Consider the following 13458-nt stretch of genomic DNA (forward strand, 5'->3'; position numbering starts at 1 on the left):
GGCTCAGGCGGCCGGGGCAGGAGCGGTCGCCGGGACGGGCGTGGACGTGCGAGCCGTCGCTGGTGTGCCGGCGATATGAGACACGAGGTCGCCGACCGTCATGGCCAGAATCTCCTCCATGTCCTTCTCGGCCAGGAACGCCATCAGGTCCACCGCTGCGCCGTACCGCTGCTGGAGCAGTTCGGCGAGTGCGACGAACTCGATGCTCTCCAGCGCCAGGTCCTCGTTGAACGTGGTCTGCAGGGTGACCTCGTCCGCGAGGAGGAACTCGTCGCCGACCGTCTCGACGAGCATGGCGGTGATCTCGGCGAGTATGCGTTCGGCCGTGGGGTCAGATGCCATGGCTGGCCTCCGTGGGGGTGGGGGTGGCTGAGCGGGCGGGGGTGGGGGCCGGGACTGTCCACGCGACCACGAAGGACTCGGGTGGGGTGTCCGGGCCGGGCCGATCCTGGACCGTGCTGATCCGAACGGTGTGGCTGCGGCCCTCGGGAGAGATCACACGGAGCCCGGTGGATCCGTCGGTGACGGTCCACTGCCGCAGGCGTCCGCCCAGACCCGTCCCTTCCGCCTTGGCGGCGGCTTCCTTGGCACACCAGAGCGCGGTGAGCGCCTGCGCCCCGTCCGACCCCTCCCTCGCCGCGAGTTGCCCGGCGAGTCGCCGCTCGTCGGCGGTGAGCGCGATACGGCTCAGTGCGCCGGGGTCGTCGGTGACGGCCTCTATGTCGATGCCGACAGCGTGGGCGGGATGGGCGTACGCGACAGCCAGCCGGTCCTTGTGGGCGAGGGAGAGCCACAGTCCGGCGGCGAGCGGACCTTCCGCGCGGGGCCGGCCGTGCTCGTCGTTGCCGACCGGGATCTCCACGGGGAAGAGCGGCCCCGCTCCGCCGTCCCACAGGAGCTGACGCGCCGCGTCCTTCGCGGCGATTCGCCCGAGCAGCCAGGCCGCGCGGGCTCGCGGCGGGCGCTGCTCGTACACCGCGCGTTCGGCGGCGCCCAGGTAGCGCCGCATCACCAGCTCCTGGGATGCGGGGTCGGTCCAGCGCCGCCGGGCCAGGCACCAGCCGCCGGGCTGAGGCTCGCCGATGCCGCAGATCTCGGGAGTGAACTTCATCGGCCACACCCGCTCGTCGGCGGCGAAGCGCCTGTAGGTCCAGCCTTCCAGCCGGGCCCGGAGTGTGCCGTCGGCGGAGGTGAGTTCCACGTCGCCCCGTACGGAGTCCGGCCGCACCCAACGGATCCGGGCGGTGGCACGCAGGAGTTCGCCGTCACGCGGGGCCGGACCGTACAGGCGGACACGCTCCAGCGACGCCGGGAAGACCAGCCGGTCGGCGGTCAGGCGCAACTGCATCCAGTGCCCGAGCAGTTGCCCCGCCGCGTCCAGCAGCGCGCCCGGCGCGGGCAGGGCGCGCAGCACCCCGCGGATGCCGTCCTCGGCGACGGCGGTCACTTCGTGAACGCCGGCGAAACCGGGCCCGTGGAACATCCACCGGTCGCGGTAGAGGGCCTCGGCGCTGACGGGTGGCGGTTCTTCGCGGGTGAGTGGGGCGGAGTCGGGGGCGAGGCGGGAGGTGTGCCGGTCGGCGAGCACGACGGTGACGGTCGCGCAGCCGCCTATCGCGACGTGTACCCGGCCGCTGCCGTCGGCGGCGGGTGTCGCGATGATCTCCGCATCGACGGGCGGAGCTACGGGCAGCCAGCGCAGCGCCCTTACATCGTCGAAGCCGGCCACCACGCGTCCGGGCGCCGATTGGCGCGCGGCGTCGGCGGCCAGCTCCAGCAGCGTGGTCATGGGAACGACAGGGAAGCGGTCGGAGGACTCCGGCCAGGTGTCGGGCTGGAGATAGACGCAGTGGTCACGGACGTACGGCATGGTCTCGAGGGAGAGCCTGCGCCGGGTGCGGTGGCCGGGGGGCGGCGCGGGGGCGGCCGGGACACGGGAGGCCGCCGGTGCGGCTTGCTGCCCAGCGCTGTGGGGCCCGGCGGAGTCCCCGACGGCCGGCGGGGCGGGGACCCCGGGCGCGTACGGCGACGACTGGCGGGCACTCGGTGCGCCGGCGGGCGCCGCCGCCCGGCAGGCCTCGACGACGGTGCGTACCGCGCCTTCCGTCTCCTCCAGTACGGCGTCCAGGGCCGACAGCAGCGCCGGGTGCCCGGCGATGGACGACCGGGTCGGCCGGGCCGGCCCGCCCAGGTGCAGCGAGGGCGCGGCGCCGCCGATGCTCACCAGAGGGGAGCCGAGATCGAGCCGTAAGGAACCGTGCGCGCCGGCAGGCGCGGTGTGCGCCGCCGGCTGGAGGGGTGCGGCGCCGTCGGGCCGCACGACGCTCTGCGCGTCGGCCGTGGGCCTGTCGGATGACACGAGCGCGGTCGGCTCGGGCCCGGTCAGCCGTTCCCAGCGGGGGTTCAGCCCCTCCGTCCACAACGCCGCGGCCAGTCTTCGCAGTTGGTCGAGACCGTTGCCACCGCGGCCTGCGCCCCCCGAGACCGCGAGGTGAGCCCGGCCGTGCAGGGTGTCCCCCACGAAACCCGGGAGGCTGCCCGGGCCCATCTGGACAAAGGCCCGTACACCCTCCGCGTACAGCCGCGCCGTCAGCTCCCGGAAACGCACCGGCTCCAGCAAGTGGCGCAGCACCACCTCACGGACTTCGTGCTCGGGCTCCGGATACGCGGTGCCCGTGGTCGCCGACCACACGGGCACTGTCTGCGGACGCAGTGGCAGCGCGGCGAACGCGGAGCGCACCTGATCGAGATACGGCGCCCACATCGGCGTATGGAAGCCCGAGCGGAAGGGCAGCTCCTGTGCGAGCACGCCCTCGGCGGCCAGCCGGCTCAGCGCTTCGGCCACCGGACCGGGCTCGCCGCACAGCACCGACTGGTGCGGGCAGTTGTCATGGCTGACGGCGATGCGGTCCAGCCCGCGCAGCGCGTCGGCGGCCCGGCTCGCACCGCAGCCGAGTGCCGCGTACACCAGATCGGGGACGTCGAGATCGCCCGGGCGCAGCGAGTCGAGGAACGTGTCGACGGCGCTCTGCGGGTACATCCCGGCAACCACCATGGCGGTCCATTCGCCGAGGCTGTGCCCGGCGAGCAGGTCGGCCTCGATGCCGAGTTCGGGGAGGACGCGGGCGAAGAACCGTCCGACGGCTATGGCGTCGACCGCCCGTTCCACCAGGGTGCCGCCGCCGGTCAGGGCAGGCCTCGGCAGTCCGAAGCGGTCGGCGACATCGTCGACACACGGTGTGAAGTCCGGTTCCAGGCCCGGGAAGAGGAACGCCAGGCGGGCGGCGCCGTGCCCGAGGAGCGGGCTCGGGGTGAACCAGACGCCGCCGCGACCGCGCCACGGCTTGCCTCTGGCGATGACCGCCGCTGCCAGGGCCCGGCGCTTGGGTGTGAGTCCGAGGACGGCGAGGCGGCAGGGGCCGTCGGACGGGGGCGGCGCGGGGACCTGACCCGGAACCGACAACCCCTCGACCAGGCGGGCGAGTTCACGCGACGTGGCGGCGGCAAGCAGTGTCATCGCGCCCCCCGCCGTCGGGATGCGCCGCTCCGCTTGGGGCGGCGGGATCCTCCCATGACCGACCCTGTTCCCGGACCTGCCGGGGCCTCGGGAGTCCGGCTCGGCGTGAGCCGCATCCCGGTTCCGCCGCCGACCGGGGGCGGCGGCCGGAACCGAGGCCCCGGGCGGCTCCTCCAGCACCGCATGCGCATTGATCCCGCCGAAGCCGAACGCGTTCACGCCTGCCCGGCGCGGCGCCTTCCCCCGCTCCCAGGGCTCCGCCTCCGTCACCGGGCGCATACGCGTACGGGCGAAGTCCTCGTGCGGGTCCTCGAGGTGAAGGGTCGGCGGCAGGATCCCGTCGTGCACGGCGAGCGCGGCCTTGATCAGCCCGGCCATCCCCGATGCCTGCATGGTGTGTCCGAGCATCGACTTCACCGAGCCCATCGCGACCGGTTCGGCGCCCGCAGCGGGAGGGCCGAAGACCCGTGCCAGGGTGGCGAGTTCCGCCTCGTCGCCGACCGGCGTCCCGGTGCCGTGCGCCTCCAGCAGCCCGAGCGCGCCGGGCGCGGCCGGGTCGAGACCGGCCTGTGCCCAGGCCTGGGTGAGGGCGCGTACCTGGCCGTCCACCAGGGGACTCATGAGGCTCGCCGCCCGGCCGTCTCCGGCCACGCCGACTCCTCGTACGACGGCGTAGACGCGGTCGCCGTCGCGTTCGGCGTCGGCCAGGCGCTTGAGGAGGACGACGCCCGTGCCTTCGGACAGCAGCGTGCCGTCGGCGCGCCGGTCGAAGGGGCGGATGTGCTGGCTCGGGCTGAGCGCCCGCAGCTGGGTGAACACGCTCCACAGGGTGGCGATATGGCAGTGGTGCACCGCCCCGGCGACGACCAGATCGCAGCTCCCGCCGGCCAGCAGGGAGGCCGCCTGCTCGACGGCCAGCAGGGAGGAGGCGCAGGCGGCGTCGAGGGTGTACGCGGGGCCGCGGAAGTCGAGGCGGTTGGCGGTGCGCGCGGCGGTGAAGCTGGGGACGAGGCCGATGGACGCCTCCGGCCGTTCCGGGCCGAGGCCGGCCTGGAACGCCTCGCGGACAGCAGTGATCCGGTCCTCGTCCAGCTCAGGGACGAGTTCGCGCAGGGTCGCGGCGAGTTGGTGGGCGGTGCGCACACGCTGGTCGAGACGGGCGGTGGCGACGCCCATGAACCCGCCGCGGCCGAGGATGACCCCGATCCTGGAACGGTCGGCGGGCAGCCGCTCCTCGCCTCCGGCATCGGCCACGGCCTCGGCGATGACGCGCAGCGCGAGCAGCTGGTCGGGCTCTGCCCCGGCCACGGCGGCGGGCATGATGCCGAAACTGGTCGGGTCGAAGGAGGCGAGACCGTCGATGAATCCGCCACGCCGGCAGTAGAAGCGGTCGCTGCGGGCGACTCCTTCGGCGCCGCGCGGGTCGTAGTAGACCTCGGGGTCCCAGCGGCCGGGCGGTACGTCGGTGATGGCGTCCGTGCCCGCGATCAGGTTGGTCCGGTAGGCGGACAGGTCGGCGGCGCCGGGAAAGACGGCGCCCATGCCGATGATGGCGGCGTCGGCCGGACGGGGGCCGCCCCGCGGGTCAGCCACGGCGGGCCTCGCCCGGAGCAGGGCTCTCTTCGGCGAGGAGTACGACCTGGCCACCGGTGCCGCGCGCCAGCTCGGCGAGGAACGCGGCCGTACCTCCGGCCGGGTCGATGAGCGGGATACCCCGGCTCGCGTACATCCGTTCCAGCTCGGGCGTCACCATTCCGCCGGCCTCGGCCGGCCACGGGCCCCAGTCGATGGCGACGACGCGGCCGGGGAAGCGGCGCGACCAGGCGGGGGTGGCGGCGAGCGTGTCCAGGGCGTCGTTGGCGGCCGCGTAGTCCGCCTGGCCGCGGTTGCCGAAGACACCGGCGACGCTGCCGAAGAGGACGAGGAAGGCCGGTGCGGGGGCGTCGCCGTGGTCGGCGGCGGCGTCGGCGAGGTGCCGCGCCCCGTCGACCTTGGTGGCGAACACCCGCGCGAAGGAGACCGGGTCCTTGTCGGCGAGCAGCTTGTCCTGGATGGTTCCGGCGCCGTGCACGATCCCGTCGAGGCGCCTGTGGCGTGCGCGTATGTCATCGATGACAGCGCGTACGGCCTGGGAGTCGGTGACGTCGGCCGCGTGGTAACGCACGGAGGCGGCAACGCCGGTGAGAGCCGCGAGGGTGGCCCGGACCTCGCGTGCGGCCAGGATGCGGGAAGCTGCCGCCTCTATCTCGGCGGGCGTGCGCAGCCCCTGGCTGACGAGAGCCGCGCGCAGGGCGACCCGGTCGTGGGCGTGGGCGACGGCCGGATCCTCGGCGGCGTCGGGGGTCGGGGTACGGCCGATGAGTTCGATGTGGCAGCCGGTGGCTGCTGCGAGGGCGATGGCTGCACGGGCGGTGATGCCGCGGGCTCCGCCGGTGAGCAGTACGACAGCTTCGCGGCCGACGGGGAGCTGTGGCGCGGGTTCGGTGTCGGCGAGGGGGGCGGGGACGGTACGCAGGGTGTTGCGGGTGCCGTTGGTGTACCCGACGACCACCGGCTCCTCGGGCGCGCACAGTTCGGCGATGAGATGTGCGGCGATCCGCTCGGGCCGGTCCTTGGGATCGACGTCCACGGCGCGTACCTGAGTGCCTGGGTACTCGATCGCGGCGGTACGGGCGAATCCATAGAGGCCGGCGCCGGGGATCGGGTCCGGGTCGGCGGACCCCCGGGAGTCCGGTGCGTCCGGTGCGTCCGGTGCGTCCGGGACGCCCGGTGCCTGTGCGGTACGGCCGAAGGCTCCGCCGCAGCCGGTGACGAGCAGCAGCCGACGGGTTCCCGCGATCAGGGTCTCGCGCAGTGCGCCGAAGGCTTCCGGAAGCGCGGGGCCAGGAGCGGGTCGCAGCGCGCTGAGGTCCACGACACCGTCGGCGTCGGACCCGGCGGCATCGGCCAGGCGGTCCTGGTGGACGGTACGTACCTCAGCGCCCCGGGCCTCGAGGGCCGCGGCGAGAGCGACGGCGACCCCGAGTCCGTCCTCGACGACGGCGAACCGTCGGCCGGGCAGTACGTCCGCGGGGTCGCGGGTCGCGGGCGGGCCCACGGGCGTGACCTCGACCAGGAGCCGCGCGGGCCGCGCCGGGCCGCGTTCGGTGATCGGGCCAACAGCCCCGGCCCCGGCCGGATCCTGGACCGCGACCGGAGGCCGATCCCCACCCGCGGGCCGTCCAGTGACCGGGCCCGTACCCGTGACCAGTCCTGAATCCGTCACCGCATCCGCCACCGGACCAGTGGTCGTGCCATGCGCGACGATCCAGTCGACGATCCCGCTGATGGTCTTCAGCCGGGCGAGCTCCTCCACCGCTGATTCAGCCGGGCCGTCCGCACCCCGTGGCAGCCCGATCCGGTCGGCGAGTGCACCGATGATCTCCACCCGCTTGATGGAGTCCACCGAGAGGTCGGCCTCCAGGTCGAGGCCGGGGTCGAGCATCTCCCGCGGGTAGCCGGTGCGGATGTGGACGATCTCCAGTACCGCGTCCATGAGTTGATCGGGTGTCAGAGACACTGGCTCTGACTGGCCGGCCACGGGTCGCGGCCCGGAGTGCTCGGCCGGCACGGTGGCGTACGACTCGGGCTCCGGCGCGGTCGGCAGCGCCGATGGCGTTGCCGGTGTCCCGCCCGTACCCAAGTAGCCCAGCAGGACCTCCCGTTGTGCGGCCACCAGTTCCCGCGCTCCGCGCAGAAATTCCAGCACGACGTCTTCCCGGTGGTCCACCGCCGGCACCGGACGGGCGGCCACCGCCACCCGACGGGCGGGGAGCAGGCCGCCCGCCACGGGCTCGCCGTCCGCGGTCCGTACGAGGTGGCCGTCCACCAGCCATCCGGCGCGCCGCGGCGGCTCTGCGGGCAGCGCCGACGTACGGCCGGCGAACAGTGGCTCGAGGTCGATCGGGACGCCCGCCACCGCGAGTTCGGCGAGCGCGGTGACCAGACGGGTCAGACCGTGCTCACCCTGGATGTCGAGTGGGACGGCGGTGTGCGGCCGGTCCCCCAGGATGAGGCCGACCAGTCCGGTGAGCACCCGGCCGGGGCCGGCCTCGACGAAAGTGCGCACCCCGGACGCGTACATGGCCTCGATCTGTTCGACGAAGCGCACGGGTTCGGCGAGCTGACGGGCCAGCAGTTCCCGCAGAGCCGCCGGGTCGGCGGGGTACGGGCGCGCGGTGGTGTTGGACCAGACGGGGACTACGGGCGCGCTCAAGGCCGTGCCGGCCAGTTCTGCGGCCAGCGCACCGGCTCCGCCGGCGACCACTTCGCTGTGGAAGGCGCAGGCAACCGGGATGCGTTGGGCCGCGATACCCGCCTCGCGCAACGCGGCAATCGCGGAGTCGACCGCCGGGGTCGGGCCCGAGATGACGCTCTGCCGCGGTGCGTTGTGGTTGGCGACGACGCATCCGGCCGGCAGCGCGGGTATGGCGTCCGGGGCCGACGGCACGGCGGCCATCGCTCCGGGGTCGTCCCCGGCGGCGGCCAGAATCGCCTCGGCCCGGCGGTCGCTGAGCCGCAGGAGGGTCTCGGTGTCGTACGCACCGGCCGCCCAGAGGGCGACCAGTTCGCCGTAGGAGTGCCCGGCCGTGCAGTCCGGACGTACTCCCAGCGAGGTGAGCAGCAGGTGCGCGGCGGCGCCGACGAGGCCGAGAGCGGGCTGGGCGGTCCGGGTGTCGGTGACGGCGGCGCGCTGGGCGGCTCGCTCCTCGGGGGTGAAGGCGGCGGGCGGGAACATCGCGGCGACGCGGCGCGGATCCACGTCGTACAGCAGCGTTCGCAGGCGTGGGAACGCGATGAAGAGGTCGCTCAGCATGCCCGGCCGCTGGCTGCCCTGCCCCGGGAAGAGGAAGGCGGTCCGGCCGGGGGCGCGCGTGTCGTCAGCTGCGTGGACACCGTCGCCGGAGACGAACTCCCGGGCCCGGTCCAGCTTCTCGGCCAGGTCGTCCAGGCCGGTGGCGACGACCGCGACCTGGACGGCCCCCTTTGCCCGGCCCTCGTCCGCGGAAGCCTCGGCAACCTCGGCAGCCTCGGCAGCGAGGTCGCGCAGCGGCCAGGGACGTCCCGCCGCGTCGTTCTGTTCCAGCCGGGCGGCGAGTCGGTCGATGGCGCCCAGCGCGGCCCCGCGGTCGGCTCCGCGGAAGCAGAACAGCTCGGCGGGCCAGGAGTCCAGCCCGTGCGCGGGCTCGCTCGCATCCGCGTACCCGGCGAGAACAGCATGGTAGTTGGTTCCCCCGAAGCCGAAGGCGCTGACCGCGGCGAGCCGCCGTCCGGCGGGCGCGGCCCATGGTCTGGCCTCCGTGTCGAAGAAGAAGGGGCTGCTGTCCGGCCGCCAGTCGGGGTTGGGGCTGGTCAGGTGCAGAGTCGGCGGCCGTACGCCGGAGTGCACGGCCCGGACCGCCTTGATGAGCCCGGCCAGGCCCGCCGCGCACTTCGTATGCCCGAGCTGCGACTTGACCGAGCCGAGCGAGCAGAAGCCGATTCCGCCACCGCCGCCGAAGGCCTCGGTGAGGACGGCCAGTTCGGTGCTGTCGCCCACGACAGTGCCCGTGCCGTGTGCCTCCACGAGGCCGATCTCGGCGGGCGCGACCCCGGCCCGCCGGTAGGCGCGTTCCAGGGCGCGCCGCTGTCCCTCGGGCCGTGGTGCGGTGAGGCCGAGCGAGCGTCCGTCGCTGGATGCTCCCACGGCCTTGACGACGGCGTAGATACGGTCGCCGTCGCGTTCGGCGTCGGCGAGGCGTTTGAGGACGAGGCAGGCGACGCCCTCGCCGAGGGCAATGCCGTCGGCGGCCGCGTCGAAGGGCCTGCACCGGCCGGTGGGCGAGAGAGCGCGTACGGAGGCGAACATCAGGTAGTCGTTGATGCCGTTGTGCACATCGGCTCCGCCGCACAGCGCCATGTCGCTGTCACCGTCGCGCAGTTGCTTGCAGGCCAGGTCGAGGGCGGCGAGCGAGGAGGCGCACGCGGCGTCGATCGTGCAATTGGCTCCGCCGAGGTCGAGGCGGTTGGCGACACGTCCGGCGATGACATTCGCGAGGACTCCCGGGAAGGAGTCCTCGGTCAGCCGCGGCAGTTGGGCGTCCAGTTCGGGCGGCAGCTCACCGAGGTAGCCGGAGTGGAGGGCACGGAAGCCGTACGCGCCGGCGAGGTCGGTGCCGGCTTCGGCGCCGAAGACGACGGAGGTGCGGGAGCGGTCGAACTGCCGATCCCTGGCGTAGCCGGCGTCCGCGAGGGCCCGGGCGGAGACGTCGAGGGCGAGCAGTTGTACCGGTTCGATGCTGCCGAGCGAGGCGGGGGCGATGCCGTGGGTGAGCGCGTCGAAGGGGGCGGGCGGCAGGAACCCGCCCCACCGGGACGGAGTCCGCTCCCCTGCCCGTGCCGGGTCGGGATCGTAGTGGGCGGCCGTATCCCAGCGGTCGTCGGGCACCTCGCCCACGGAGTCGGTGCCGGCGACGATGTTCGCCCAGTACCCGGCGAGGTCGCCGGCGCCGGGGTAACGGCAGGCCATGCCGACGACGGCGATGTCGAGCGGGGCCTCTTCGCGCGGAACGGGCTCGGCGGACAGAGCCCGGATCTGTTCGGCGCGCTCGGCGAGCAGCGCCGTCGCACCATCGGTCACCTGGGCGTGCAGGGCGGCGACCGTGGTCGTCTCAGCGCGTGCGGTGGCGATCTGGCCGAGCATGTACAGTCCCTCGCCACGCTGCTCGTCCTCGTCGACCGGGACGGGTCCGGATGCGGTGTGGCGCAGACCCTTGCTGGCGATCCGCAGCCGCCCGAGGTTGAGTTTCTCCAGCTCCTCCCAGACCTCGTCCGGGCTCGCGCCGTCCTGCCGCAGCCGCTGCGCGGTGGCGGTGAACGTACCGGCGTACGGTGTGGCGGCGCAGCGTGTCGCATGCCCGGGCGCGGTGCGGAGCAGTGTGGTGGTGTCGCATTCGAGCGCCGCCCGCTGAAAGCCCGGCACTACGGCTCCGGCGGCGACGGCCTCCTCGGTGAACAGGTAGGCGGTGCCCATGAGTACGCCGGTCCGGGCACCGCGCCCGGCCAGCGGTCCGGCGGCGGCAGCGGCCATCGCCGCGGAGCGCTCGTCGTGGATACCGCCGGCGAAGAGCACGTCCAGTTCGGCGGGGTGGGGGCAGGAGAGCAGCCGCTCGATCTGCTCCTCCCAGAGCGGGAAGGCGGCACGCGGGCCGATGTGGCCGCCGCACTCAAGCCCTTCGAAGACGAACCGCCGCGCTCCCTCGGCGAGGAACTGCTCCAGCAGTCCCGGTGAGGGGACGTGCAGATAGGTCCTGGTTCCGGCGGCCTCGAGCGGGGCGGCCTGGGCGGGGCGGCCACCGGCGATGATCGCGTACGGCGGCCGCGCTTCGGCGACGGCGGCGAGCTGTTCGCGGCGCAGTTCATCCGGGGCGAAGCCGAGCAGCCCGACGCCCCAGGGCCGGCCGGCCAGGCGTTCAGCGGCTTCGGTGAGCAGTTCACGTACCTCCCGGCCGCCCATCACGGCCAGAGCGAGAAAGGGCAGCCCACCGCCGTCGGCCACGGCGGAGGCGAACGCGGACCGGTCGCTGACCCGGGTCATCGGGCCTTGAACCACGGGCGGACGCTCGTCCACCGGCGGACGCCCTTTCCCGCGCCCTTCCACCGGCTGGTCTGCCGGCGACCGGTCCGCGCCGGGGCGCGGCCGGGGAGGACGGGCCCGTACGGCCGCTTCGAGGTGGTCGGTGATGGCCGCCCGTACGGCCTGCACGACAGAGCCCGTGGTGCGGTGACGCGCGGCAAGCCGGGCGGCTGTCGCCCCTTCCTGGCCGATGGGCAGCGGCTGTGTGCGCAGATCCCCGGCACCGAGCAGCTCGGCGATGTCCCCTTCCGGTGGTGCGAGATCGGGGCGGGTGTAGACACGGTGACCGGCGACGAGGGTGGTTTCGCTGCCGTCCATGGCCCGGATCGCGGCCGCGACCGCGCGGGGCAGACCGTCCGCGCCCTCGGTGGTGAGTGCGAGCTGCGTGTCGAGTACGACGCCGGCGGCGCCGCCGGCGACCGCGGCGGCGGCCGTGTGGGGGCCGATGCCTCCGGCCGCGTGGACCGGGACGGTCAACCCCGGGTCGGCGAGCAGTCGTTGCAGCAGTACGAATGTGGTCAGTTCGCCGACCCGGCCGCCCGCCTCATGTCCTTTGGCAACGATTCCGTCCGCTCCGGCGGCGACTGCGGCAGTGGCTTCGGCCGGGCTGACGACCTCCGCCCACACCCGGCGCCGGCCGCCGGCCGCCCAGTGGCCGGTTCCGGTCCGCCACCACCTTTCGGTGAGCAGCACGGTGTCCACGGCATCGGGCAGTTCGTCGGGCGTGAGCGGGCATCCGTCCGGTACCCGTACGCCGCAGGGCCCGTGAAGCCGGGCCAGCGCGTCGCGCGCGCGGTCGCGGTCCCTGCCGAGGTCGAGCAGGCCCAGCGCGCCGGCTCGTTCCGCTGCCGCGACCATCCGGGGACGGGGCTCCTCGAAGGGGCTGACCACCACGACGAGATCCCGGCGGAAGTGCCGGGGGTGCTGAGAGGTCACGGGCTCTCCTTGGTGTTCCGAGCGGGGCCGGGCGGAGGAGCAGAGGCGCGTTGCTTCACTGCCGCGGGGTGCACGGCACCACGGCCACGGCCACGGCCGTGACGATCGGATGACGGCGTACCGGGGGTGTACGGGTGTCGCAGGAGGAGTAACCCGTCAGTAACCGCCATGCCGCGTTGAATCGTGCGGCGGTCGGCGGGCACTGTCAACGCACATCAGCCACCCATGCCACAGAGGTATGGGCTGCTGTCGGCCACGGCTCAACTCCCTTGGCTGAATGGACACTTGTTCCCCTCAGTGCCCCTTACAGCCGCCGGGCCCGGCCGCTAACGTCCGCTCATGACCCCCACACTGCAACAGCTGCGCTATCTCGTAGCCGTCGCGGACTGCCGCTCCATCACCGCCGCGGCGTGCTCCGTCTATATCGCCCAGCCGGCCCTCTCCCGCTCCATCCAGTCCTTGGAACGCGATCTGGGTGTGGAGCTGCTGGACCGCAGAGGCCGAGCGGCGACCCTCACCCCCGAGGGCTCGCGTGTCGTACGCCTGGCCCGGACAGTCCTTGACGCCGTGGAGGCGATCGAGGACATCGGTCCGGTGCACGCGGGCAGTTCGCGCGGCACGCTGACGCTGGCCGCCACCCCCACCCTCTCCCTCGACCTCGCCGCCGATCTGGTGCCCTCCTTCACCGAACGCCATCGCGGCATCGAGGTACGCGTCCGCCAGCACGACAGCCGCGAGGCGCTCGTGCGGGCACTGATCGACGGCGGGGCGGAGCTCGGCCTGGTCGATCTCCCCGTCGACAAGGAACTCTCCACGCACCACCTCCAGGACCGCGAGGTCGTACTCATCTCACCGCCGGGATCAGGACTGCCCGACCCGATGCCGTTCCGGATGCTGGGTGGACTGCGGATGGTGCTGCCGACCCCGGGCACCGGCCGGCGCACCGAGCTCGAGGCGATGTTCGGCCGGCTCGGCGTGCGCCCCGTGACCGTGGCGGAAGTGGATGAACGGCTGGCCTGGGTGACCAGCGTGACCGACGGGCGCGGCTCGCTGATCTGGTACCGGGACATGGTGTTACGGGCCTTCGGCCACCGCGTGGAGGTGCGGTCCTTCACTCCGCCGCTGCTGCGCGCCGTCGGCATCGTGCACCCGCGCGGCCCGCTGAGCCGCGCCGCCCGCGCCTTCCTCTCGCACGCATGCCACAACGCGCCCGTCCGGGAGCCCGCGAGATGAGCCGACCGGGCCGGCATACGCGCCGGGCCCCGGCCCCCGCTCCGCAGATGTGCGGTATCGAAGGTCTCGCGCCCCTCGGCGGCGTCCTGCGGCGGGCGTCCTGAAGGCTCTGCTCGTG

General features: G+C 73.8%; 4 protein-coding genes. 1 reads left to right on the plus strand and 3 read right to left on the minus strand.

What is annotated here, in order from left to right; all coding sequences use genetic code 11:
- Positions 1-3: 3 nt before the first annotated feature.
- Genes OG966_RS04130 through OG966_RS04140 form a run of 3 tightly spaced genes read right to left on the minus strand, consistent with a single transcriptional unit; the run spans position 4 to position 12029 of the window.
- A complete protein-coding gene (locus OG966_RS04130) occupies positions 4-342 on the minus strand; it encodes a phosphopantetheine-binding protein (RefSeq protein ID WP_326647986.1) in 339 nt (112 codons plus the stop codon).
- Entirely contained in the window at positions 332-5110 is a 4779-nt protein-coding gene (locus tag OG966_RS04135; protein WP_326647987.1) for a polyketide synthase, read from the minus strand. The genes OG966_RS04130 and OG966_RS04135 overlap by 11 nt, the downstream gene beginning before the upstream one ends.
- Positions 5103-12029 (minus strand): SDR family NAD(P)-dependent oxidoreductase, encoded by a 6927-nt coding sequence (locus OG966_RS04140; protein ID WP_442806801.1) that lies wholly within the window; start codon positions 12027-12029, stop codon positions 5103-5105. The genes OG966_RS04135 and OG966_RS04140 overlap by 8 nt, the downstream gene beginning before the upstream one ends.
- A gap of 417 nt (positions 12030-12446) precedes the next feature.
- On the opposite strand from OG966_RS04140, the gene OG966_RS04145 reads away from it, so the two are divergent.
- Positions 12447-13340, plus strand: coding sequence for a LysR family transcriptional regulator (locus OG966_RS04145; RefSeq protein ID WP_326647989.1), 894 nt, complete (start codon positions 12447-12449; stop codon positions 13338-13340).
- The last annotated feature ends 118 nt before the right edge of the window (positions 13341-13458 follow it).

It is taken from the genome of Streptomyces sp. NBC_01750, from assembly GCF_035918095.1.
In the GTDB taxonomy this organism is placed as follows: Bacteria; Actinomycetota; Actinomycetes; order Streptomycetales; family Streptomycetaceae; genus Streptomyces.